Consider the following 22,014-nt stretch of genomic DNA (forward strand, 5'->3'; position numbering starts at 1 on the left):
GCTTGCTTAGACGCGTCGTACCAGTGTGAACTGGGCTCCTGTCGAAGAGGTGCAGTTGAGCTGCGACTGCGAGGCGAGCGCGCAATTGACCCGCGACGTTGTCTGACGCAGGAGCGAGGTCAATTCGATCTCGACAATCTGGTCCGACACGTAGCGGTAGGAACCTTCCGCGAGCAGCGAATTGGTGTCGGTCGTGCGGGTCTCGAAGCGGCCATTGTAGAAGCTCGAGATGATGCCGTTGGGATCGGTCCACTGGCCGTCGATACCCTGGGGCTGAACCGCCACGGGACGCGGCGAATAGGTGGCCGACTGGCAGGCGGCGAGCAACCCGGCAAGGGCGCCCACGACGATGATGCGATGCAGGTTCATGATCCGGTGTTCCCCTCGAGCCGTCATCAATATGATTCCATCTATGAAAGAATGCAGCGCCGGCGTGTTGAAAGCAAGGCAGCAACTTGCCGGCCGGACTTGCGGCCGGCCGGAACAGCTGGGATTAGAGTGGTGTCAGTGCACCAGCACATTGCGGAACTGCCAGGGATCGTTCTTGTCGATGTCTTCCGGGAACAGGCCCGGGCGACCGTCAAGCGGCGTCCAGTCGGTGTAGTGGCCTTCCACCGGTCCCAGGTAGGGCGACTGAACCTCAAGGCAGCGCTTGTAGTCGACCTCATCCGCCTCGACGATGCCGGCCTGCGGGTTTTCGAGTGCCCAGACCATGCCGGCCAGCACCGCGGATGTTACCTGCAAACCGGTGGCATTCTGGTAGGGGGCGAGGCGGCGGGTTTCTTCCAGCGAGAGGCGCGAGCCATACCAGTAGGCGTTCTTGCCGTGGCCGTAGAGCAGCACGCCCAGTTCATCCAGGCCCTCGACAAGTTCGTTCTCGTCGAGCACGTGCAGGACCGGCTGGGCGTTGCCGCCGTTGCCGAACATCTCGTGCAGCGACAGCACCGCATCATTGGCCGGATGGTAGGCATAATGGCAGGTCGGGCGGTAGGTGACATCGCCGTCCTTGTTCCTGACGGTGAAATAGTCAGCAATCGAGATCGACTCGTTGTGGGTGACGAGAAAACCATATTGCGGGCCGGGGGTCGGGCACCAGGTTCTCACCCTCGTGTTGGCGCCGGGCTGCTCGAGATAGATCGCCGCCTTGCAGCCCTTCTTGTGCTTCTTGGCGTTCTTCGGCATCCAGTTCTCGTGGGTGCCCCAGCCGAGTTCAGCCGGCTGAAGTCCTTCCGAGATGAAGCCTTCCACCGACCAGGTGTTCCAGAACACGTTGAGCGGCTTGGGCAGCTTGGTCAGCTGGGTGTCGCGCTCGGCGATATGGACGCCCTTGACGCCGACCTTCTTCATCAGCCTGGCCCAGGCCTCACGATCATGCTGGCCGGGCTCGTCGAACTTGATGCCGAGATCATTGGCGAGGTTGACGAGCGCCTGCTTGACGAACCAGGAAACCATTCCGGGATTGGCGCCGCAGGTGGACACGGCGGTGGTGCCACCGGGATTTTTCTTCTTCTCGTGGCGAACCGTCTCGCGCAGCGCGTAGTTGGTGCGCTCGGAGTTCTTCATGTTCTTGTCGAAGTAGAAGCCGAGCCAAGGCTCGACCACGGTGTCGATGTAGAGCACGTCGAGCTTGCGGCACAGTTTCATCAGGTCAAGCGAACCGGTGTCGACGGAAAGGTTGACGCAAAAACCCTGTCCGCCGCCTTCGGTCAGGAGCGGCTTGAGCAGCTCCTTGTAATTGTCCTTTGTCACATGCGCCTTGATATGACGGATGCCGTGCTGGGCCAGGATTTCCATGTCGCCGGCGTCGTCGCGCGGATCGATCACCACCATGCGGCTCTTGTCGAACTTGAAGTGGCGCTCGATGAGCGGAAGCGTGCCGCGGCCGATGGACCCAAACCCTATCATCACGATTGGGCCGGTGATTTCCGCGTAAACCGGATAATCCTGCTGGGACATGTCATTCGCTCCAAAAATGGCGCTGCAGCCATCTGCGGCGGTAGCGGCGGCTAAACCATACTTCGCTGTTACAATAAAGCGAAATCAGACAAGTCAGCCATCCATGGCTTCGAGCTCGTCGATCATTCCCTCTATCATCGAAAGACCCTGGTTCCAGAACCCGGGATCCGATGCATCAAGTCCGAACGGAGCGAGAAGTTCCGAGTGGTGTTTGGTCCCGCCGGCCTTGAGCATGTCGAAATAGCGTTCGCGGAAACCGTCGGGGGTTTTCTCATAGACCGAGTACAGCGAGTTCACGAGGCAATCGCCAAAGGCATAGGCGTAGACGTAGAACGGCGAGTGAATGAAATGCGGGATATAGGCCCAGAAGGTCTCGTACCCCTCCGACAGGTTCACCGCCGGGCCGAGGCTTTCCGACTGGACGTCGAGCCAGAGCCGGCCCAGTTGCTCCGAGGTCAGCTCGCCTTCCCGGCGAGCGGTGTGCACACGCCGTTCGAATTCGTAGAAGGCAATCTGGCGCACCACGGTGTTGATCATGTCCTCGACCTTCTGGGCCAGCATCGCCTTGCGTTCGCGACGGTCGGTGGTGCGGGCCAGCAAGGCCCGGAAGGTCAGCATCTCACCGAACACGGACGCCGTTTCGGCCAGCGTCAGGGGCGTTGACGACATCAGCGCGCCCTGATCGCCGGCAAGCACCTGATGCACGCCGTGGCCAAGTTCGTGCGCCAGCGTCATCACGTCGCGCGGCTTGCCGAGGTAATTGACCAGCACATAGGGGTGCACCGACGGAACCGTGGGATGGGCGAAGGCACCGGATATCTTGCCCGGACGGCTCGGCGCGTCGATCCAGCTGCGGTCGAAGAACCGGCGGGCAATGTCGGCCATTTCGGGCGCAAAGCCGTGATAGGCCGAAAGCACCGTGTTCTTGGCCGCGTCCCAGGCAATTGTCTCGCGGGGTGTCTCGGGCAAAGGTGCGTTGCGATCCCAGAATTCGAGCTTGTCGAGCCCGAGCCAGCAGGCCTTCATGGCGTAGTAGCGGTGCGACAGCCGGGGGCTGGCCTCGCGCACCGCCTGTGCCAGCGCATCGACGACGGGACGCTCGACCCGGTTGGCCAGGTGACGGCTGTCGGCGATGTCCTCGAAGCCGCGCCAGCGGTCGGAGATTTCCTTGTCCTTGGCCAGCGTGTTGGTGATCAGGGTGAAGGTGCGCAGATTTGCCTTGAACGTCTCGGCAAGAGCAAGGCCTGCCTTCTTGCGCCTGGCGCCATCGGCATCCTGCAGCAGAGACAGCGTCACTTCTAGCGGCAGCGCCTGGTCATCAATAGTAAATTCGAGGCTGCTCATGGTCTCATCGAAAAGCCGGTTCCAGGCGGCGTGCCCGGTCATCGATTTTTCGTGGAATAGCTGCTCTATCCGGTCTTCGAGCTGGAAGGGCCTGTCCAGCCTGAGATCATGGATCCAGGGTGTGTAACGGGCGGCGCGCGGGTCCTTGCCGAGGCTCTCCTCGATCAGCGTGTCATCGATGCGGTTGAGTTCGAGCGCGAAGAAAAGAAGATGGGCGCTGATATCCGTCATCGTGCTTTGCACATCGCCGTAGAATTTGGCGATCGCGGGATCGGAGGTGTTGGTGAAGTAAGCCAGGCCGGCATAGGAAATGATCCGCCCCATCAGTTCTTCAAGCTTCTCATAGGCTTCGATCACCGCGCCAAGGCCTTCATCCCCGGTGTTCGCCGCGGCTTCGGCAATCTTTCCCTTCCATCGGGCCTCGAAGGCCTGTGCGCCGGTCCGGGCTGCGGCCAGGTCGGTCTTGAATTCCGCGGATTCCGGACCGGGATAGAGGTCGCTCAGGTTCCAGCCCGGAAGGGTCCCAAGCTGAGAATCCGTGCCATGTGCCGTTGCGGGGGCGCGAACGGGTGCGTGGTCCAGAATTGATTTCGGCATCAGGGCACTCTCTTTCAAGATCGGTGTCGGACCCGTGAGGAAATAGGTCATCGAATGGCGCCGGCCAGGCGCCACCCGGTTTTACCGGCAGCGACGATTAAAATGCAAACATTTCTCGAAATCCGTTTTTCAGCCTTTGCTGCCATTGTCCGGGGATGGTCAGACCCCTTGATGACTCCACCGGGAATGAGGAAACGAGATCCGTGTCCAAACGAATTCTGATAGTTGATGACGACCCGGTTCAGCGCCGCCTGCTCAAGGCGGCCGCGGAAAAAGCAGGCTACGAGGTCGAACTGGCAAACGAGGGCCGGTCGGCTCTCGCCCGCCTGGTGGAGCCCGATCACGAACTTGCGGCAGTTGTGCTCGATCTGATGATGCCGGAAATGGGCGGGCTCGAAGTGCTGGAACGGCTCTCGGCGGTCGGCAACACCATTCCCGTGGTGGTGCAGACCGGGCAGGGCGGTATCGAGACCGTGGTCAAGGCGATGCGCGCAGGTGCATTCGATTTTGTCGTCAAGCCGGTATCGCCGGAACGACTGACCCTGGCGCTTGGCAACGCGCTGAAGGCCGCGCGGATCACTTCCTCCCAAATTCCCTCGCCGCGTCACGTCGGCTTCAATGGCATCGTGGCGGCAAGCCCCGCCATGGAACGGGTGATCTCGCTTGGAAAGCGGGCTGCGGCGTCGACCATTCCGGTGGTTCTCGAAGGCGAGTCGGGTGTCGGCAAAGAAATGATCGCCCATGCGATTCAGTCCGAAAGCATCCGGCGCAACAAACCGTTCGTGACCGTTAATTGCGGGGCAATTCCCGAAAATCTTGTCGAAAGCATTCTTTTCGGACACGAAAAGGGAGCGTTCACCGGCGCAACCGAACGCCATGCGGGCAAATTCACCGAAGCTGATGGCGGTACCCTCTTCCTTGACGAGGTTGGTGAACTGCCACTCGAAATCCAGGTCAAGCTGTTGCGCGCCGTGCAGATGGGCGAGATCGAGACCGTCGGTTCGCGGATGCCCAGGAAGGTTGACATCCGGCTGATTTCGGCGACCAACAAGGATCTGATCGAAGAGGTCAAGGCTGGGCGTTTCAGGGAAGATCTCTACTACCGGCTCAATGTCTTCCCGATCCATGTTCCGGCCCTGCGCAAGCGCAAGGAAGACATTCCGCAGCTGGTGCGTCATTTCACCGAGCGATTTGCGGGTGCCATCGGCGGCAAGCGGATTCGGAGCATCGCTCCGGATGCGATGGCGCTGCTGACCGCACATGACTGGCCCGGCAATATCCGCGAACTTGAAAACGCCATTCACCGGGCCATCGTGCTGTGCGACGGCGAAACGCTGACCGCCGACCTGTTCCCGCAGATTGCCGCGCAGATTCCCGGCTACAAGCTTGATGGGCTGGAAGCCGGAGACGAAACCCAGGCTGTGTCTCTGCAGGCACCTCAGGGTCCGGGACTGGCGCAGCGGGAAGAAGCCGCTCACGCCGACCCCACTGCCGATCCGGTTCTCGCCGAACCGAGCTTTCCGGTCGACACGGGCATGCCGGCGGTGAACGCCGTGACGCCGGAGGGCGAGGTGCGGAGGCTTGCGGAAGTCGAGGAGGAACTGATCCGGTTTGCCTTGTCGTTCTATCGCGGACAGATGAGCGAGGTTGCCCGCAGGCTCGGCATCGGCCGCTCGACGCTCTACCGGAAGCTCAAGGACTACGCGATCAACCCGGACGATCCGGATCAGGAGGCGGCGTGAGCGGGTGATTTCCACCTGGTAAGGAAAATAGTGTTGCCTGTTTGATCTGCTTCATTCCCTGTTAAGTGATCATTCACTATAAGTGTCCCTGCAGCGATGCGTGGCAGCGGTTGCCATTGTGTCACCGCATTTGATCACCAAATGGTGATCTGTAACGGTTTTCCGGCGTCCGGGGACAGCATTGGCGACATTGAAAACAGTATCAGTACTGCCTACGGCTGCTTGTCGCAGCAATGTGCGCTTTTGGCACATCGCGCGCATCGCTACGCTGCGTGCCCTCCTGATCGCGGTCATCGCGTCCTGTGCGGGATTTGCCGCCGCGCCTGAAGCCTTTGCCGAGACCCGTTCTCTCAAGCTCTACTACATCCACACCAAGGAAAAGGCCGAGATCGTTTTCAAACGCAATGGCCGTTACGACAAGGCCGGGCTGAACAAGCTCAACCGGTTCCTCAGGGATTGGCGGCGCAATGAGCCGACGAACATGGATCCGAGGCTGTTCGATCTGGTGTGGGAGGTCTACCAGCAGGTCGGCGCGCGTGATTACATCAATGTCGTGTCTGCCTACCGGTCTCCGGCGACCAACGACATGCTGCGGCGGACACGCGGCGGCCAAGCCAAGAAAAGCCAGCACACGCTCGGCAAGGCAATGGATTTCTACATCCCCGGCGTCAGCCTGAGCAAGCTTCGCGCCACGGCCATGAAGCTGCAGGGCGGCGGGGTTGGATATTATCCGAAATCCGGATCGCCCTTTGTCCATCTCGATGTTGCCGGTGTGCGTGCATGGCCGCGGATGAGCAGGCCGGAACTGGTCAAGCTGTTTCCGGATGGCAAGACCCTGCACCTGCCACCGGACGGAAAGCCTTTGCCCGGCTACCAGACCGCGCTTGCCGATTACAAGAGGCGCGGCGGAGCCATCGTCTCGACCAGCAGCGGCGATTCCGGCAACAGCAAACGTTCCGGTGGTCTGCTTGCCGCCCTGTTTGGCGGTGGTGACGAGGATGAAGAACCAGATGCCGTCGCATCTGCGCCGAAGCCGGTCCCGGCTCCGCCACAGACGGAGGTTGCCGCTCTGCCAGGGGTTCTCGATGCACCTGCGCAGGTCGCGCCTGCCGTGGAGACTGCCCTGGTCTTGCCTTTGCAGCCGCCGGTTCCTGTGGCGCGGCCGGTCATCGAAGAGCCGCAGCCGGTGGTGGTGGCGGCACTTGCTCCGCCCAATCCCGTTTTGCCGGCGCAGAGCGAAATCAACGCGTTTGCCGCCGCCGCAAATGCCGAGGTTGCGGCCCCGGCGCTCGAGCCTGAAGCCCAGTCCGGGCTTGTCGACCTGGCCTCGATTCGCGCGCCAATACCGCAACTGCTCAGTGAACGGTCGAGCCAGCCTGCAAATGAAGCCCAACCCGCAGCGGTGGAATTGGCCGCCTTGCCGGTACCGAACCTGATCAAGGCCCGCATGGAGGTCGGTACCACGGAACAGGCCGCGGAAGATCTGCAGATTGCCGCCGCGTTGGTTGACCGGGCCGCAGACGCGCAGAACGGTGGGCCGGTTGCAGCAGCTGCAACTCTGCCCTCGGCGGAAGACTTTATTCCGCTTCCGATCCGCAGGCCGGGAGAGCGCGCCGGTGACAGGGCTCCGGTAACCGCGTCGCGGGAAATCGAGGTGGCCTCGCTTGAGCCTGTCTCGCGCGGCGGTCGGGTCGGCAGCCTTTCGACAAGCGCCTCCTCCGCCCGCAAGGGCGCCCGTCCGACAGCCTCGATTGCCGCGGAGCAGCCGCAACGCAGCTCGATCCGTACCGAACCCATGCTGACCGACAGGATCATCTCGAAATGGGCCCTTGCCCAGGACCGGATGAAGACCATGGCTTCGGAACCCGGAAAGCCGCGCAGGTTTGTCGGCGCGCAGCTGAGGGAAGCGCCCAAAGTGGTCTATGCAAACGGATTTTCCCCTGATGGCGGAGAGCTTCCGCACAGCCAGTTCACCGGATCGGCGGTGAACTTCATCACGGTGGCCCGATTCGGCGACTGAGGCATGTACCGCCGCAGATTGCGCCGTACCGCACCCTGATTTCCTGTCCGGCTTTTCCCGGTGTGCCTTGCCGGCTTACCCTTGGGAAAGAAACAAGAAAGCCGCGCATCGGACAATGCGCGGCTTTTGGATTTACATGAAGGTCTCACGGCCTGTCACTCCCGCAGGAGTGAGGCGTGTCCGGTCAGATTGCGTCTTCCGGCTCGGGCGCCATACCCAAAGCATGCAGGTAGGTATCGAGAATCGCTTCCTGCTCTAGGCGGTCGTTCTGGTCCTGCTTGCGGATGGCGACGACCTTGCGCAGCACCTTGACGTCGTAGCCGTTGGCCTTTGCCTCGCCGTAGACATCCTTGATGTCGTCGGCAATGGTCTTCTTTTCTTCTTCCAACCGTTCAATGCGTTCGACGATCGAACGGAGCTGGTCGCGGGCGACTGCGCCGGCATCAGACATGAGGTCTCTCCTGTAGGGACAACGAGGGGTGATGTTCGTGAGGCTTCAAGTGCCCAAAGCGAGGCTTCGGGTCAAGGGTGTTTGCGCCATACCCGGGGAATAATCCCGGTCTGAGGCGGGCGCGCGTCACACCACCCGCGAACCATGCAATTCGACCTCGTGGATGCCCGGCTGTGCGGTCAGATCCGTGAGGATCGGCGCCAGCCGGTCGACCCAGGATTGGACACCTTCGGGATGGCCGATCAGGTCCTGGCGAATCTCGAGCAGGGCATGGGGAAGGCCGGTCATCGAGCAATGCCGGTGCATGGTGTCGCCCCTGAGTGCCCCGTCATAGGGCTCGTTGTCGCCGACGATCAGCGCCGGATCCATACTCAGCGCATCGATCAGTGGACGCACCGCACGCGGATCCGTGTCCCACAAAACGCCTGCGTGCCATGGTCTGGGAACGCCCTTCCAGGCATGGGTGAACGAGTGGATCGAAATCACCAGCGGCGCTTTGCCGGACTTGCGCCAGGTTTCGGAAATCACGGTCGCGACGGCATCGTGATAGGGCCGGTGAAACAGGTTGAGACGGTGCTCGCGTTCTCCGGCGGAGAGCGGATGGTTTGCGGGAATCACCATGCCGTCTGAAAGCTTCATGATCAGGGTCGGGTCGTCCTCACCGCGGTTGGGATCGATCAGCAGGCGGGAGAAGCAGCCCAGCACTGCGGGAACGCCCAGCCTGGCGGAGAGTTTGCGGGTCACGTCCTCAACGCCGATGTCGTAGGCGATGTGACGTGAGAATGCTTCGGCAGGCAATCCCAGATCGCCATACTCGGCCGGTAACCGGTTCATGGCGTGGTCGGCCAGGATTACCAATGCGTGGCTTGGATCGCCGGGAAGGATTTCAAATGGCTGGAAGCCTGGCATGACGGATTTCGGAACCGGATCTGAAAAGTATGAGGGGTTGGGGATCAATTGCACAGGCTTGGTCTACGAGCAACTGCCCGAATCATGCAGTCTGTGAGGAAGAATGGAATGCGGAGGCATGGCGGGCGGCGTTCTTGACTTTAGTCTATCGTCCTTCGTTGACTTTCATGGCCCCCCGGCGCAAAAAGCAAAGCACAAATCGAGAGTGGAGACTGACCGAAATTGTTGTTTCGCAAGTTGCCAAAAGCCTATCTCCTCATCGTCAGATTCGCTGCGCTCATTCCGTTGACTGCCGGAGCGATGATGCTCGCCTCGGCGCAGGACGCGAGAGCTGACTTCCGGGTCTGTAACGGAACTCAATCGCTGGTCGGCGGCGCGATCGGTTATCGCACGGCGGAAGGCTGGGTGACCGAGGGCTGGTGGCAGATTCCCGCCAATTCCTGCGCGACCCTGATCGAGGGCCAGCTCGGCTCGCGATATTACTATCTTTATGCCGAGGATGCCGGCGGCGGTGGCCGCTGGGCGGGGGACATCAACATGTGCGTCGCCGACAATGAATTCCGCATTGTCGGTGTAGAGGATTGTTTCGCCCGTGGTTTTCAGCGCGTGGGGTTCAAAGAGTACGATACCGGGAGACAAGGCAGCTGGATGGTCCAGTTATCGGATGCCCCGGAAGCGCCAGAAAGCCAGAATTGATGAAGCGCCTACGCAATGTAAAAATCCTCGCCACGCTCGGACCGGCGTCGTCGGACGAGGCGATGATCCAGAAGCTCCATGAAGCAGGTGCGGATCTGTTCCGCATCAACATGAGCCATTCGAGCCATGAGCTGATGCGCACCCTGGTCGGCCGTATCCGGGCGGTGGAGAAGAACTGTGGACGCCCGATTGGCATCCTCGCCGATCTTCAGGGGCCGAAACTGCGGGTGGGCAAGTTTGCCGAAGGATCGGTGACGCTGAAACCTGGCCAGACCTTCACGCTGGACGACCAGGACCTCCCGGGCGATGTGAACCGGGTCTATCTGCCGCATCCGGAAATTCTCGAGGCGGTTCAGCCCGGACACCGGCTGCTGATCGACGATGGCCGGTTGCAGCTGCTGGCGGTCGAATCAAACAAGACCTCGATCGTCTGCAAGGTGGTCAGCGGCACCAAGATCTCCGACCGTAAAGGCGTCAGCCTGCCGGACACCACGCTCGGTGTGGGCGCGCTGACCGAGAAGGACCGCAGCGACCTGGACGCAGTGCTCGCGGTGAACGATGTCGACTGGGTGGCGCTGTCCTTCATCCAGCGGCCGGAAGATCTCGCCGAGGTGCGCAAGATCGCCCGCGGCCGGGTCGGATTGATGTCGAAGATCGAGAAGCCGCAGGCGCTTGAGTGCATCGACGAGATCATCGAATTGTCCGATGCGCTGATGGTTGCCCGTGGCGATCTCGGCGTGGAAATGCCGATCGAATCGGTGCCCGGCATCCAGAAGCAGCTTACCCGCGCCTGCCGGAAGGCAGGCAAGCCGGTGGTCGTCGCCACCCAGATGCTCGAATCGATGATCTCTGCACCGGTTCCGACCCGCGCCGAAGTCTCCGACGTTGCCACGGCGGTGTTCGAAGGCGCCGATGCGGTGATGCTGTCGGCGGAGTCGGCTGCCGGCGACTACCCGGTCGAGGCTGTCGAGACCATGGCCTCGATTGCCCGCAAGGTTGAGCGCGATCCGAACTATCCCGGCATCATCTATTCCCAGCGCCCGCAGCCGGACGCCACCGGTGCGGATGCGATCTCGCTGGCGGCACGCCAGATTGCCGAGACACTGAACCTGTCGGCAATCGTCTGTTACACATCTTCGGGCAATACCGGGCTGCGTGCAGCGCGTGAGCGGCCGCAGGTGCCGGTGATCGCGCTTTCACCGGTGATCCAGACGGCACGGCGGCTGTCGGTGGTCTGGGGGCTGCATTGCGTCGTCACCCAGGATGCCACCGATCTCGACGACATGGTGGATCGCGCCTGCCGGATTGCCTTCCGCGAGGAGTTCGGGAAGCCAGGGGACCGTATAATCATCTCCGCCGGTGTGCCGCTTGGCACGCCGGGCTCAACCAACATGCTGCGTATCGCCTATATCGGTTCCGACGGGATGACGGGCATCTGAGAACCGGCAGGCCATCTTCATCAGTCTGACGGCACAAGCCTAACCTTGGCAGACGGCGCTGTCCTCTGCCAGGGAGGCTTCCGCCCGTGCCGCTGCGGCCTTCAGGTCGACTTCAAGGCCTGCGACCTTCTCAATGGCACGGACCGCAAGATCCGTTGTCACATGGTCGGGCTTGTGGCCGAGATTGCGGATCCAGACGAGTTCCGAGCCCTCGATGTCACGGGCAAGGCCTTCGGAGTGGATGTGGGCAAGAACGACCGAATCACTGTCGCCGGTGATGATCACGGTCGGGCTTGCAATCTCCGAATATCGCGATGCGACGCGGGTGACATAGGGTTTCAGATTGGCGACGTCGATGGCGTTGAAGCGGAAAGCCTGGGGCCGAAGCACAAGGGCCGGTGCAGTCTTGCTGACATAGTCATCGGGTTTCGGATTGGGCGCAAAGACACAGGCCGAACCGCTTTCAAGCCGGGTCAGTCCGGCCGGTAGCGCAATGGTGTTGGCAAACAGTGGCCCGATCACCGGTGTGCGGGTCAGCCCATAATACCAGGCAATGCCGCCGGGCCAGGCGTGGGTCGCAGGTGCAAGGAACACCAGACCCTCGGTCATCTCGGGATGGGCGAGCGCAAAGCTCGCCGCTATGGCGCCGCCGAAGGAATGGCCGATGATGATGGCGCTGGAGATGCCCTTGGCCTGCATCGCGCGGGCGATGGCTGCGGCCTGGCCGTCGGGCGTGTCGTTGGCAGCACCGCCGCGCTCGGACCAGCCATGGCCGGGCCGGTCAATGAACAGCATCTCGGCGCGGCCTTCCAACTCCGGCTGGAACGGCACCAGCTGATCAAGCAGGTTGCCGCTGGCGCCGTGAATGAACACCAGCGCAGGAAGGTCGGCGCCGGAAGGGCGCGGAACATGCACGGCGTGCAGGCTGTAACCGCCGACATCGATCATTTCCCCCGTCGCGGGGTGCTGTGCCTCGATGTCGCGCGCCTTTGCCCTGGTCCAGATGGCGAGACCTGCCAGGAGCAGGACGAGAATGGAGAGCAGAATAATCATGGAAGTGCGGACCGGTCTTGATGCGAGCATGGGAAGGTGCTGCCAATGAATGGGAAAATCGTTTGGGGCTTTCCTGGCTCCTTACGGATGCCGGAGGGGAAAAGTTTCAGATTCTGCTGCCCGAAAGCTTGTCTGCAAGCTCGCCGAGCCTTTCCTGCGCCTGCCGGTTTGCCGGATAGATCTCCAGCATCTGTTCCCAGGCCTTGAATTCGAGTTCGTCGTTTCCCGCAGCCGCCATGATGGCGGCCATGCCCGAGATTGCGCCGAAATGGCGCGGTTCGAGCGCCAGGACACGGCTGATGTCGGCCATCGACTTGTCGTGATTGCCCATCGCATAATTCAGCGTCGCCCGCCGGTTCCAGCCTTCCGCGTAGTCGGGCATCAGCACGACGACCTGGTCGAGCAGGTCCAGCGCAAGGCTGTTCTTCTTGTCCGTCACCGCCTTGTCGGCCCATTGCATCAGCAGGTTTGCCGTCGCGCTGCCGGAATCGCGCCATTCAGCCCAGATACGCTCGCTGATCCGCTTGGCCTGCCTCTCGTCTCGTTCCCGCTTGAGTTCGGCAAACAGCGTGTCGAGGCTGTCTGCTGGCTGAACCGACGCCGTGTCGGCTTCGGCCCTGTTCTGGGCGAAAGCGGATATGTCAGCGGAACCGCCAACCAGGAGCATGGCGAGGAGAACGGGGATAAATCCGGAAAACGAAAAATGGCGCATGACGGAAAGCTAGTCCGTCTGCGCCAAATATCAAATGCAAAATTATGTGAAGGCCGGGAGGCCTTCGGCTTCAGCCCTGACGAGCCTTGAAGCGCGGGTTCTGCTTGTTGATGATGTAAACCCGGCCCTTGCGACGAACCAGACGGTTGTCACGATGACGAGCTTTGAGCGCCTTAAGCGAATTCTTGATCTTCATTGTTCTGATCCGCGAGTTGTCGGGGCGGAAACGCCGCCTATTCAATCAAAAGCGCGCCAGCCAAGGACGCGCTCATCGGTTGGCACGGCATGTAGCTGTTTGGGCATTTGCTGTCAACTCCGGCAGGGCTTTTTCCCGTCCTGATCGGGCTCATGACCGCGTCGTGCTGGGACTGATCCGGGTGACATGGCCCATCTTGCGCCCGGGTCTGGCTTCAGCCTTCCCGTAGAGATGCAAAACCGCATCCGGCTCTCCGGCCAGTTCGGCAGTCCTGCCGATGTCGGCGCCGATCAGATTCTCCATCACGCAATCGGAATGACGCCGGGGATCTCCGAGCGGCAGGCCGGTGATTGCGCGGATATGCTGCTCGAACTGCGATATGGCGCATGCAGCTTCGGTCCAGTGACCCGAATTATGAACGCGCGGGGCAATTTCGTTGACGAGGAGGCGGTGCCGGGCACCCTCGCGGACGGCGAAGAACTCAACCGCGAAGACGCCGACATAGTCCAGATGCCGGGCGATCGCCGCAGCGATCTCCAGCGCCTCCGATTGGACTTCCGGTCCGAGGCCGGAGGGAACGGTCGAGGTGTGGAGGATGTGATTGCGGTGCACATTTTCAGCGACGTCATAGGCCCGGACTTCGCCCGACAGGCCGCGGGCGGCGACAACGGAAACCTCGCATTCGAAGTGAACGAAGGATTCGAGGATGGCCATCTGGCCGAGCATGGCCTCGAAGGCCGTGTCGGCGTCCTCGGGGCGCAGGAGTTTCGCCTGTCCCTTGCCGTCGTAGCCCAGACGGGTTGTCTTCAAGACCGCGGGAAGCCCCGTGATATCCATGGCCTCATCCAGATCGCCGCGCTCGGAAATTGCCGCGAACAGTGCTGTTTCCGCGCCGAGTTCCCGTGCCATGGCCTTTTCCAGCAGCCGGTCCTGGGCGACCTCGAGAGCCTTCGATCCTGGCCTGACGGAAACACGTGCCTCAAGCCATTGAACCGCCTTGACCGGGACGTTCTCGAACTCATAGGTGACGACATCGCACAGATCCGCCAGTTGCTGGAGGGCTTCCGGATCATCGTAATCTGCGACAATCTGGGTGTTGGCGACCTGGGCGGCAGGGGCATTGCTGTCGGGCTCGAGAACGATGGTCTTGAACCCCAGCCGGGCCGCAGCCATGGCAAGCATGCGGCCGAGCTGGCCGCCGCCGATGATGCCGATGACTGCGCCGGGTGCGAGTGGTTCGGAGCTCATGACTGATCCACTGGCTGTTCGGCCACGGCGTCGGTTCGGGCCTGTCGCCAGACATCGAGGCGATGCGCCAGGTCTTCATCTGCGAGCGCCAGGACGCTGGCTGCCATCAGCCCTGCGTTGGTGGCGCCGGCCTTGCCGATCGCCAGCGTTCCCACGGGGATGCCGGCCGGCATCTGGACGATGGACAGCAGGCTGTCCTGGCCGGACAAGGCCTTGGATTCAACCGGAACGCCGAAAACCGGCAGAGGAGTGAAGGCAGCGGTCATGCCGGGCAGGTGGGCAGCACCCCCGGCGCCGGCAATGATTACCTGGAAGCCTTCTGAGCGGGCATTCTTGGCAAAGGAAACCAGACGGTCCGGTGTCCGGTGAGCCGAAACAATCAACGGCTTGTGGCTGATGCCGAGCTCGTCGAGTATCTCGCACGCGTGTTTCATGGTTGGCCAATCTGATTGACTGCCCATGATGACGGCGACCTTGGGTGATTCGGGCTTTGTCATAGGCTACTCCCCGGTCAGGCTATGATGTCCGGTATAATCTGGTCCTCGATCTCGGTGATCTTGTCCTTGATCGCCAGCTTCTTCTTCTTCATGCGTTGAATGCGAAGCTGGTCGCAGCCAGTCTGAATCATTGCATTGATGGCTACGTCGAAGTCTTCGTGCTCGTGACGCAGACGCGCCACCAGCATGCGAAGCTCCGCCTGTTCCTGATCGGACATGCAGTTTCCCCGTTTTACGCACCCTGCCGGCGCATGGTCCGGTCCGGGTTTCATGGCGGCGCTCGTACCACAAAAACAGGTGTAACGGGAAGTTATCCCTGTTCAAGAAATCATCTTCGACAAATCGAAAAAGGCATGGCACACTCTTTAGTGTCCACTAACGATTTGCACCGGTGCTCCGGCGCCGGCGCATTCCAACAAAGGAGTCGCTTATGTCGATTGATGCTCACCTTGCCACACTTGAGAAAAAGCATGGCGAACTGGAGGCAGAACTCCGCACGGTGCAAGCCCGACCATCCGTCCAGGACGAGATGATCGTGGATATCAAACGGCGCAAGCTCCGGCTGAAGGATGAGATCAAGCGCCTGAAGGCCGACACCCAACACTGACCAGATTTGCATGACACGAGGATGACGAAGGCGCGGGAATTTTCCCGCGTCTTTTGTTTTTGAAATGTGGTTTTGGCCATGGTGAACTCCATGGCAGGGCTCATCCCCTCAATCGCACCGACCTGTCGTGCCGGAGGCGCCGAGACGGGTCACTGATCAGCTCAGGACCAGAACTGGTCGACCCAAAGGTTGAGATGCATGAAGCCCTCGGTTCTCACGGTGTAGATCCGGCGTGTGCCCTGGTTGGTGACCGTTACCAGCTTGCTGTCGAGAAGCGCCTTGAGATGCTGCGAGACCGCCGGCCTGCTGATCGGCAGGCCTTCCGCCAATTCATTGACTGTTCTTGGCTGGCGCCGCAACTCCTCAAGGAGATAACGCCTGTTCGGATCAGCAATGGCTTGGAAAGCATCCATGGTCATGGATGCAAGCTAGATAAAAGACTCCGGCCCGGCAAGTCTTTTGTGTGCACTGCAAACGGCCTTGTTCTATTGGGCTGCAAGCTGATTAAATCCGGTGAAGCTTTGATGAATCAATCAATTCCTGTGCTCACGATGATATTGACTTGCCGAAGGGTCAATTCATGCAGAGCCTAGCGTCTTCGCCTCGTCGCGCAGCAGGTATTTCTGGATCTTGCCGGTCGAGGTCTTGGGGACTTCATGGAAGATCACCGTGCGCGGGCACTTGAACCGGGCCAGCAGGCTGCGGCAATGCTCGATCACGTCCTCTTCACTCAGATCATATCCGGGCCGAAGCTCGACAAAGGCGCAAGGCGTCTCTCCCCATTTGTCATCGGGGCGGGCGACGACCGCTGCAGCCATGATCCCGGGATGCTTGTAGAGTGCATCCTCGACCTCGATCGACGAGATGTTCTCGCCTCCCGAGATGATGATGTCCTTCGAGCGGTCCTTGAGCTGCAGATAGCCGTCCGGATGCATGACCCCGAGGTCACCCGAATGGAACCACCCGCCCCGGAAAGCCTCGGCGCTGGCCGCAGGATTCTTCAGATATCCCTTCATGACGATGTTGCCGCGAAACATGACCTCGCCGATGGTTTCGCCATCGGCCGGCACTTTCTCCATGGTTTCGGGGTCCATTACCGCGAGGTCTTCCAGCGCCGGATAGCGGACGCCCTGCCTGGCCTTCTTGGTGGTGCGGGCACCACGGTCAAGCTCGGACCATTCCGCCTTCCATTCGTTGACGACGGCGGGACCGTAGGTTTCAGTCAGGCCATAGAGGTGGACAACCTCGAAACCGGCATCGGCCATGCCGGCCAGAACGGCCTCCGGGGGCGGTGCCGCGGCAGTGTTGAAGCTGACGGTCTGGTCAAACTCGCGCTTCTCGTCATCGGGCGCGTTGAGAAGCGTCGACATGACGATCGGCGCGCCGCAAAGATGTGTAACGCCATGATCGGCGATGGCATCATACATGGCCTTGGCGCGAACCCAGCGAAGACAGACATGGGTGCCTGCAACGACACCGAGCGTCCAGGGGAAGCACCAGCCATTGCAGTGAAACATCGGCAGGGTCCACAGATACACGGGATGACGCCCCATTCCCGAAGCGATGACGTTTGAATACCCCATCATGGCGGCCCCGCGGTGATGGTAGACAACGCCCTTGGGATTGCCGGTGGTGCCGGACGTGTAGTTCAGCGAAACGGCCTCCCATTCATCGGCGGGCAGGGTCCGCGTGAACTCGGGGGACGCGGCGAGGACGAACTCCTCATAGTCATGCGAGCCGATGCGGGCGCCTTTCGGGAAGGGTGCATCCTCGGGGTACTCGGTGTCGTCATAATCGATGACCACCGGGTTGACCTGGGCCAGGGCGATCGCTTCGGCCATGACGGCCGAAAACTCGCGATCGACGATCAGAACCCTGCACTCGGCGTGATCAAGCTGAAACGCAATGGCCTGGGCATCAAGCCGGGTGTTGATGGAGTGCAGCACGGCTCCGATCATCGGCACGCCGTGATGGGCTTCAAGCATGGCCGGTGTGTTCGAGAGCATCACCGAGACGGTGTCGCCCTTTGAAATTCCGAGATCGGTCAATGCATTGGCCAGTTGTCGCGAGCGCTCGAGGAAGCGTCGGTAGGTGACGCGCATCGTACCATGAATGATGGCCAGGTGATCGGGATGGATCAGCGCAGCGCGTTCAAGATGTGCCAGCGGCGTCAGTGGCTGGTAGTTGGCCGGGTTGCGGTCAAGATCGGTTTCGTAGGGATTGGCGCTCAAGGTCAGGTTCCAATGCATCGTGTCCGGGACAGGGCGGCATCAAATCATCAGAATGCGGGCTTGTCATCAGGCCAATAGATGAGCGGTGCCGTCCCAGATCAGTTTGAGCGCGGTAAGGAATACCATCACGTACATGAACGGGTAGAAAATGTCGGGTTTCATGCGCCTGACGATGAAAGCACCTGCCAGCGTTGCCACCGGTGCCAGCGGCGCCAGCACCAGCGAGGTGGAGAGATTGGTCATGTCGAACTGGCCGAGCGCGAAATAGGGCACCAGCTTGATGGCGTTGATGATGGCAAAGAAGCGGACACTCGTTCCCGTGTAGATCTTTGGGTCCTGGCGAAGCGGCAATGTGTAGATCTGGTAAGGTGGACCGCCAGCGTGGGAAACGAAACTCGTAAACCCGGCAAGCGTTCCCCACAGCGTGCCCTCGACCGGCCGGTGCCCCCGCGGGAGCGGGGTGCCGCCATTGCGGGCGGCCGCAAATTTCTGCGCCACGTAACGCATGACGAACCACAGTGCCACGGTGCCGACGATCAGCCGGACCATCGGTGCGGTGACCCAGGCGGCAGTCGCCCATCCGATGGCGATGCCGAGCAAGGCGCCTGGAAGCATGATGACAAGGGTCTTGTTGTCGCTGTTGCCGCGCCAGGTCCATAAAGAGACGATGTCCATGACAATCAGGATCGGGAGCAGAATGGCGGCGGCCTGGACTGGCGAAATCGCCAGTGCCATCAGCGGGACTCCAAGCAATGCCATGGCGCCGCCGAAGCCACCCTTGGACAGGCCTACCATGATCACCGCCGGAATGGCGGCGGCGTAGAAGTACGGGTCTGTCATCATCGGGGCAGTTGATCCTTGTGTCGCGCCGGTCTATCCCGTTTGGAGCAAATTGGCCATATCGGCTTCAAGCGCCGGCCCAAACAGGAATTCCCATGACCGACAAGATCGACCGCTGCCGTCTCGTCCTTGTGACACCCGACATTGCCGATGCCGCCGAACTGGCGAGGCTGACGGGGGATGCACTGCGTGGCGGCGATGTGGCTTCCGTCATCATTCCGCAGCACGATCTGGACGAAAAGAGCTTCCAGAAGCGGTGCGAGGCCCTTGTTCCGGTGATCCAGGCTGCAGGTGCGGCAGCCCTTGTCGCTGGAGATTCCCGGGTTGCCGGGCGGGTGCGGACCGACGGGTTGCATATCGAGGTTGGGCCCACGGCGATGGCCGAAGCGGTTCAGAAATACGCGCCAGGGCTGATTGTCGGCGGCGGCAATGCGCGCGAGCGCCATTCCGCGCTTTCCATCGGCGAGGCGCAGCCCGATTATGTGATTTTCGGATCAATCGATGGCGATATCAAACCGGAACCGCATTCCAAGAACAGCGCGCTTGCGGAATGGTGGGCCGACATGATCGAGATCCCCTGCCTGTTGATGGGAGGGACCAGCATCGCGTTCGTGGACGAGATGGCGCAAACCAGAGCCGAGTTCATCGCCTTTTCCAAAGCCGTTTTCCATGATCCGGCCAATGCCGCGCGGATTGTCGCCGAAATCAATGCCGTCCTTGACGAAAAAGCGCCACGGTTCGGCCCATAATGGCGAGGATGTCCGACCCCGGCAATAGTGCCTTACGCAAGCTGAATGCCATGATCCCGCAATTGTTTCGTCTGCTGTCCCTGGTCCTGATGCTGGCACTTGTCGGCGGGCCTTCGGCTGCCCAGACTGCGGGCAATGAGGCTCCTTCAGAAACCGAGGCAGAGGCCGCGGTGGAGGCCGAGACCGCGCAGGAAGGGAATGGCCAGGAGACCAAGCCTGCGACCGACGCCACTTCCCGCGCGTTCGGCGCCTTTCAGCGCGGGTATTATCTGACAGCAATGGAACTGGCGCTGCCGCGGGCCCAACTCGGGGACCCGGCTGCGCAGACCCTGCTTGCGGAACTGTTCGCCGCCGGGCTGGGCGTGGCGCGGAGCATGGATGATGCGGCCTTCTGGTACAGGCAGGCCGCCGAAGCTGGCGATGCTTCCGCGCAGTTCAAGTATGGGGTGATGCTGCTCGAGGGCAAGTATGTTGAGGCGGACCGGGCCAAGGCCGAAGAGTTGATGAAGAAGGCCGCGGATGCCGGGAATGCTTTCGCCCAGTTCAATCATGCACAGATACTGGTTTCGGAAAAGCCCGGCGATGCAGGTGTGCTCGAGGCACTGCCCTACTTCGAGCAGGCTGCCGAGCAAGGTATTGCCGATGCGCAGTACGCTCTGGCCCAGATCTACAGCAACACCGAAGGCGTTCCGGACGAAAAACGCGCGCGTGCGCGGGCGTTCATGGAAAAGGCGGCACGAGCCGGCTATGAGACCGCACAGCTGGACTACGCGATCTGGCTGATTGACGGCGTTGGCGGTCCGAAGGACTACGAGGCCGGCTTCCGCTGGATGCAGGTGGCTGCCATGCGCGGCAATGTGGTTGCGCAGAACCGGATGGCGGTGCTGCACATCAACGCGATCGGGACCAGGGGCGACCCTATCGAAGCGGCAAAATGGTACATCATTTCGCGTCGCGCCGGCTTCAATGACCGGGGACTTGATGACTTCTATCAGGGGCTGACCGAAGAAGAGCAGAAACAGGCGATCGAGGCGGCGAACAAGTTCAGCAAGCGCTGATTTCGCCCAATCAGTCCGCCTGCCAAGGGGCAGACTTGAAAAGCTGCGCTTTTTGTGGTCTTGAAGCCGCCAAGCGGGGCCGAAAACCGGGCCCGGACAAAGCTCGACGCGGAACGCTCTCATGAAAATCAACGGAAATGAAATTCGCCCCGGCAACGTGCTTGAGCACAATGGCGGCCTGTGGGCGGTTGTGAAGACCAATGCCGTCAAGCCCGGCAAGGGTGGCGCCTTCAACCAGGTCGAGATGAAGAACCTCATCGACGGCACCAAGCTCAACGAGCGGTTCAGGGCTTCCGAGACCGTCGAGCGCATCCGGCTGGAACAGAAGGACTTCCAGTTCCTTTTCGAGCAGGGTGAAGCACTGGTGTTCATGGATCTGGAAAGCTATGAGCAGCTTGAACTGCAGAAGGACTTTGTCGGCGACCGCCGCGCCTTCCTGCAGGACGGCATGATGGTGACCGTCGAGCTGCATGAAGAGCGCCCGATCGGCATCGCCCTGCCGGATCACGTGACGCTGCAGATTGCCGAGGCCGATCCCGTCGTCAAGGGACAGACCGCGGCATCGTCCTACAAGCCGGCAACGCTCGAGAATGGTGTGCGCATTCTGGTGCCGCCGTTCATTTCCGCCGGGGAACGGGTGGTCGTTGACACCAACGAACTGACCTATCTGCGCCGCGCCGACTGAGCCGGTCACAGGTCACTGCTCCCTTGAGCCCTGAGACAACGGTCCATGGCGCGATCAATCCGCGCTTTGCCGACACCAAGGAATAAGACAGATGGCGCGTTCAGCCCTTCTCAATGTGATGGTCCAGTCGGCGCTCAAGGCCGGTCGCTCGCTCGCGCGCGATTTCGGCGAGGTGCAGAACCTGCAGGTCTCGCTCAAGGGGCCTGGCGATTATGTCAGCCAGGCCGACCGCAAGGCCGAAAACATCATCAAGACCGAACTGATGCGCGCGCGTCCTACCTATGGCTTCATGGGCGAGGAAAGCGTTGAGGAAAAAGGCACCGACGGGGCTCACCGCTGGATTGTCGACCCGCTGGACGGCACCACCAACTTTCTGCACGGCATGCCGCATTTCGCGGTCTCGATCGCGCTCGAGCGCAACGGCGAGATCGTCGCGGGCGTCGTCTACAACCCCTCCACGGACGAGCTCTACACGGCCGAGCGCGGGGGCGGGGCATTTCTAAACGACCGCCGCCTCAGGGTTGCCGGACGCAAGGCGATGTCGGATGCGGTGATTGGCACCGGGGTTCCGCATCTTGGCCGCGGCCATCACGGCAAGTTCCTGGTCGAGCTGCGCCATGTCATGGGCGAATGCGCGGGCATCCGCCGGATGGGTGCCGCGGCGCTGGATCTGGCCTATGTCGCCGCCGGCCGGCTGGACGGCTTTTGGGAATCCCCGCTTGAGCCATGGGACATGGCGGCGGGCATTATCCTGATCCGGGAAGCGGGCGGATTTGTCGCCGATACCGCGGGCGGAACAGACATGTTCGGCTCAAGATCCGTGGCTGCGGGCAACGAGTACATCCTCAAGGGCGTTCTGGACCTGGTTCAAAGACCCGTTCCGAAGGCCTGACGGCTTCGTCACAGCGTTGTTTTGAAAGCGTGCTTTCATTTCCGCCATAATATCGGTTAGTCTCCGCCTGATCTTCTGATTTGGTGCAAGGG

General features: G+C 61.3%; 23 protein-coding genes. 9 read left to right on the forward strand and 14 right to left on the reverse strand.

Annotation, left to right across the window (positions count from 1 at the left end):
* Nucleotides 1-6: 6 nt before the first annotated feature.
* The 3 genes from omp10 to SPHINGO391_RS03380 all read right to left on the reverse strand — a co-directional run bounded on the left by omp10 (nt 7) and on the right by SPHINGO391_RS03380 (nt 3,897).
* Complete coding sequence (gene omp10, locus SPHINGO391_RS03370; RefSeq protein ID WP_152007502.1) at nt 7-369, reverse strand: outer membrane lipoprotein Omp10; 363 nt, start codon at nt 367-369, stop codon at nt 7-9.
* 135 nt (nt 370-504) lie between these two features.
* Nucleotides 505-1,956: a homospermidine synthase gene (locus SPHINGO391_RS03375; protein WP_152007503.1), complete on the reverse strand. Its 1,452-nt coding sequence runs from the start codon at nt 1,954-1,956 to the stop codon at nt 505-507.
* A 93-nt stretch (nt 1,957-2,049) separates the two neighbouring features.
* Nucleotides 2,050-3,897, reverse strand: coding sequence for a M3 family oligoendopeptidase (locus SPHINGO391_RS03380; protein ID WP_152007504.1), 1,848 nt, complete (start codon nt 3,895-3,897; stop codon nt 2,050-2,052).
* Nucleotides 3,898-4,100: 203 nt separating this feature from the next.
* Here SPHINGO391_RS03380 and SPHINGO391_RS03385 point away from each other — a divergent pair, with 203 nt between their 5' ends.
* Together SPHINGO391_RS03385 and SPHINGO391_RS03390 are read left to right on the forward strand one after the other, a co-directional pair.
* Nucleotides 4,101-5,639 carry a sigma-54 dependent transcriptional regulator gene (locus SPHINGO391_RS03385; RefSeq protein ID WP_193217173.1) on the forward strand — a complete coding sequence of 513 codons (1,539 nt, stop codon included), beginning with the start codon at nt 4,101-4,103 and terminating at the stop codon, nt 5,637-5,639.
* A 235-nt stretch (nt 5,640-5,874) separates the two neighbouring features.
* The gene (locus SPHINGO391_RS03390; protein WP_244615102.1) at nt 5,875-7,659 is read left to right on the forward strand and encodes a DUF882 domain-containing protein; all 1,785 of its coding nucleotides are present in this window, start codon (nt 5,875-5,877) and stop codon (nt 7,657-7,659) included.
* A 184-nt stretch (nt 7,660-7,843) separates the two neighbouring features.
* Here the strand turns inward: SPHINGO391_RS03390 and SPHINGO391_RS03395 are convergent, their stop codons facing one another.
* On the reverse strand, nt 7,844-8,110 hold the full coding sequence (locus SPHINGO391_RS03395) for a DUF2312 domain-containing protein (RefSeq protein ID WP_152007506.1): 267 nt from the start codon (nt 8,108-8,110) through the stop codon (nt 7,844-7,846).
* 126 nt (nt 8,111-8,236) lie between these two features.
* Nucleotides 8,237-9,019 carry an N-formylglutamate amidohydrolase gene (locus SPHINGO391_RS03400; protein WP_152007507.1) on the reverse strand — a complete coding sequence of 261 codons (783 nt, stop codon included), beginning with the start codon at nt 9,017-9,019 and terminating at the stop codon, nt 8,237-8,239.
* A gap of 300 nt (nt 9,020-9,319) precedes the next feature.
* On the opposite strand from SPHINGO391_RS03400, the gene SPHINGO391_RS03405 reads away from it, so the two are divergent.
* Nucleotides 9,320-9,715, forward strand: coding sequence for a DUF1036 domain-containing protein (locus SPHINGO391_RS03405; protein WP_152011409.1), 396 nt, complete (start codon nt 9,320-9,322; stop codon nt 9,713-9,715).
* Nucleotides 9,715-11,154, forward strand: a complete 1,440-nt coding sequence (pyk, locus tag SPHINGO391_RS03410; protein WP_152007508.1) for a pyruvate kinase — start codon at nt 9,715-9,717, stop codon at nt 11,152-11,154. The genes SPHINGO391_RS03405 and pyk overlap by 1 nt, the downstream gene beginning before the upstream one ends.
* 39 nt (nt 11,155-11,193) lie before the next feature.
* Here pyk and SPHINGO391_RS03415 read toward each other — a convergent pair whose 3' ends face one another.
* The 6 genes from SPHINGO391_RS03415 to SPHINGO391_RS03440 all read right to left on the reverse strand — a co-directional run bounded on the left by SPHINGO391_RS03415 (nt 11,194) and on the right by SPHINGO391_RS03440 (nt 15,078).
* On the reverse strand, nt 11,194-12,207 hold the full coding sequence (locus tag SPHINGO391_RS03415) for an alpha/beta hydrolase (RefSeq protein ID WP_152007509.1): 1,014 nt from the start codon (nt 12,205-12,207) through the stop codon (nt 11,194-11,196).
* 106 nt (nt 12,208-12,313) lie between these two features.
* Nucleotides 12,314-12,919, reverse strand: coding sequence for a hypothetical protein (locus SPHINGO391_RS03420; protein WP_152007510.1), 606 nt, complete (start codon nt 12,917-12,919; stop codon nt 12,314-12,316).
* Nucleotides 12,920-12,989: 70 nt separating this feature from the next.
* The gene (gene ykgO / locus SPHINGO391_RS03425) at nt 12,990-13,115 is read right to left on the reverse strand and encodes a type B 50S ribosomal protein L36 (RefSeq protein ID WP_003497670.1); all 126 of its coding nucleotides are present in this window, start codon (nt 13,113-13,115) and stop codon (nt 12,990-12,992) included.
* Between the two features lie 150 nt (nt 13,116-13,265).
* The gene (locus tag SPHINGO391_RS03430; RefSeq protein ID WP_152007511.1) at nt 13,266-14,363 is read right to left on the reverse strand and encodes a 5-(carboxyamino)imidazole ribonucleotide synthase; all 1,098 of its coding nucleotides are present in this window, start codon (nt 14,361-14,363) and stop codon (nt 13,266-13,268) included.
* The gene (purE, locus tag SPHINGO391_RS03435; protein WP_152007512.1) at nt 14,360-14,860 is read right to left on the reverse strand and encodes a 5-(carboxyamino)imidazole ribonucleotide mutase; all 501 of its coding nucleotides are present in this window, start codon (nt 14,858-14,860) and stop codon (nt 14,360-14,362) included. Before purE ends, SPHINGO391_RS03430 begins: the two co-directional genes overlap by 4 nt.
* 14 nt (nt 14,861-14,874) lie before the next feature.
* A complete protein-coding gene (locus SPHINGO391_RS03440; protein WP_152007513.1) occupies nt 14,875-15,078 on the reverse strand; it encodes a DUF465 domain-containing protein in 204 nt (67 codons plus the stop codon).
* Between the two features lie 212 nt (nt 15,079-15,290).
* Between SPHINGO391_RS03440 and SPHINGO391_RS03445 the strand changes: the two genes are divergently transcribed.
* Complete coding sequence (locus SPHINGO391_RS03445) at nt 15,291-15,467, forward strand: DUF465 domain-containing protein (protein WP_152007514.1); 177 nt, start codon at nt 15,291-15,293, stop codon at nt 15,465-15,467.
* Between the two features lie 161 nt (nt 15,468-15,628).
* Here the strand turns inward: SPHINGO391_RS03445 and SPHINGO391_RS03450 are convergent, their stop codons facing one another.
* From SPHINGO391_RS03450 to SPHINGO391_RS03460, 3 genes are all read right to left on the reverse strand, one after another.
* Complete coding sequence (locus SPHINGO391_RS03450) at nt 15,629-15,886, reverse strand: metalloregulator ArsR/SmtB family transcription factor (protein WP_152007515.1); 258 nt, start codon at nt 15,884-15,886, stop codon at nt 15,629-15,631.
* 159 nt (nt 15,887-16,045) lie between these two features.
* Nucleotides 16,046-17,716: an acyl-CoA synthetase gene (locus tag SPHINGO391_RS03455; protein WP_152007516.1), complete on the reverse strand. Its 1,671-nt coding sequence runs from the start codon at nt 17,714-17,716 to the stop codon at nt 16,046-16,048.
* A gap of 48 nt (nt 17,717-17,764) precedes the next feature.
* Nucleotides 17,765-18,541: a sulfite exporter TauE/SafE family protein gene (locus tag SPHINGO391_RS03460; protein WP_152007517.1), complete on the reverse strand. Its 777-nt coding sequence runs from the start codon at nt 18,539-18,541 to the stop codon at nt 17,765-17,767.
* A 92-nt stretch (nt 18,542-18,633) separates the two neighbouring features.
* Here SPHINGO391_RS03460 and SPHINGO391_RS03465 point away from each other — a divergent pair, with 92 nt between their 5' ends.
* The 4 genes from SPHINGO391_RS03465 (at nt 18,634) to SPHINGO391_RS03480 (ending at nt 21,922) form a co-directional block, all read left to right on the forward strand.
* On the forward strand, nt 18,634-19,287 hold the full coding sequence (locus tag SPHINGO391_RS03465; protein WP_152007518.1) for a thiamine phosphate synthase: 654 nt from the start codon (nt 18,634-18,636) through the stop codon (nt 19,285-19,287).
* A 50-nt stretch (nt 19,288-19,337) separates the two neighbouring features.
* Nucleotides 19,338-20,345, forward strand: coding sequence for a tetratricopeptide repeat protein (locus SPHINGO391_RS03470; RefSeq protein ID WP_244615103.1), 1,008 nt, complete (start codon nt 19,338-19,340; stop codon nt 20,343-20,345).
* A gap of 121 nt (nt 20,346-20,466) precedes the next feature.
* Nucleotides 20,467-21,030, forward strand: a complete 564-nt coding sequence (efp, locus tag SPHINGO391_RS03475; RefSeq protein WP_152007520.1) for an elongation factor P — start codon at nt 20,467-20,469, stop codon at nt 21,028-21,030.
* A gap of 91 nt (nt 21,031-21,121) precedes the next feature.
* A complete protein-coding gene (locus tag SPHINGO391_RS03480) occupies nt 21,122-21,922 on the forward strand; it encodes an inositol monophosphatase family protein (RefSeq protein ID WP_152007521.1) in 801 nt (266 codons plus the stop codon).
* The last annotated feature ends 92 nt before the right edge of the window (nt 21,923-22,014 follow it).

The organism is Hoeflea sp. EC-HK425, assembly GCF_902498795.1.
GTDB classification, from domain to species: Bacteria; Pseudomonadota; Alphaproteobacteria; order Rhizobiales; family Rhizobiaceae; genus Hoeflea; species Hoeflea alexandrii.

Coding starts and splice junctions, on each gene's coding strand:
- omp10 (WP_152007502.1), bottom strand. CDS start 369: ATGAACCTGCATCGCATCATCGTCGTGGGCGCCCTTGCCGGGTTGCTC.
- SPHINGO391_RS03375 (WP_152007503.1), bottom strand. CDS start 1,956: ATGTCCCAGCAGGATTATCCGGTTTACGCGGAAATCACCGGCCCAATC.
- SPHINGO391_RS03380 (WP_152007504.1), bottom strand. CDS start 3,897: ATGCCGAAATCAATTCTGGACCACGCACCCGTTCGCGCCCCCGCAACG.
- SPHINGO391_RS03395 (WP_152007506.1), bottom strand. CDS start 8,110: ATGTCTGATGCCGGCGCAGTCGCCCGCGACCAGCTCCGTTCGATCGTC.
- SPHINGO391_RS03400 (WP_152007507.1), bottom strand. CDS start 9,019: ATGCCAGGCTTCCAGCCATTTGAAATCCTTCCCGGCGATCCAAGCCAC.
- SPHINGO391_RS03405 (WP_152011409.1), top strand. CDS start 9,320: ATGATGCTCGCCTCGGCGCAGGACGCGAGAGCTGACTTCCGGGTCTGT.
- pyk (WP_152007508.1), top strand. CDS start 9,715: ATGAAGCGCCTACGCAATGTAAAAATCCTCGCCACGCTCGGACCGGCG.
- SPHINGO391_RS03415 (WP_152007509.1), bottom strand. CDS start 12,207: ATGATTATTCTGCTCTCCATTCTCGTCCTGCTCCTGGCAGGTCTCGCC.
- SPHINGO391_RS03420 (WP_152007510.1), bottom strand. CDS start 12,919: ATGCGCCATTTTTCGTTTTCCGGATTTATCCCCGTTCTCCTCGCCATG.
- ykgO (WP_003497670.1), bottom strand. CDS start 13,115: ATGAAGATCAAGAATTCGCTTAAGGCGCTCAAAGCTCGTCATCGTGAC.
- SPHINGO391_RS03430 (WP_152007511.1), bottom strand. CDS start 14,363: ATGAGCTCCGAACCACTCGCACCCGGCGCAGTCATCGGCATCATCGGC.
- purE (WP_152007512.1), bottom strand. CDS start 14,860: ATGACAAAGCCCGAATCACCCAAGGTCGCCGTCATCATGGGCAGTCAA.
- SPHINGO391_RS03440 (WP_152007513.1), bottom strand. CDS start 15,078: ATGTCCGATCAGGAACAGGCGGAGCTTCGCATGCTGGTGGCGCGTCTG.
- SPHINGO391_RS03445 (WP_152007514.1), top strand. CDS start 15,291: ATGTCGATTGATGCTCACCTTGCCACACTTGAGAAAAAGCATGGCGAA.
- SPHINGO391_RS03450 (WP_152007515.1), bottom strand. CDS start 15,886: ATGACCATGGATGCTTTCCAAGCCATTGCTGATCCGAACAGGCGTTAT.
- SPHINGO391_RS03455 (WP_152007516.1), bottom strand. CDS start 17,716: ATGCATTGGAACCTGACCTTGAGCGCCAATCCCTACGAAACCGATCTT.
- SPHINGO391_RS03460 (WP_152007517.1), bottom strand. CDS start 18,541: ATGATGACAGACCCGTACTTCTACGCCGCCGCCATTCCGGCGGTGATC.
- SPHINGO391_RS03465 (WP_152007518.1), top strand. CDS start 18,634: ATGACCGACAAGATCGACCGCTGCCGTCTCGTCCTTGTGACACCCGAC.
- SPHINGO391_RS03470 (WP_244615103.1), top strand. CDS start 19,338: ATGATCCCGCAATTGTTTCGTCTGCTGTCCCTGGTCCTGATGCTGGCA.
- efp (WP_152007520.1), top strand. CDS start 20,467: ATGAAAATCAACGGAAATGAAATTCGCCCCGGCAACGTGCTTGAGCAC.
- SPHINGO391_RS03480 (WP_152007521.1), top strand. CDS start 21,122: ATGGCGCGTTCAGCCCTTCTCAATGTGATGGTCCAGTCGGCGCTCAAG.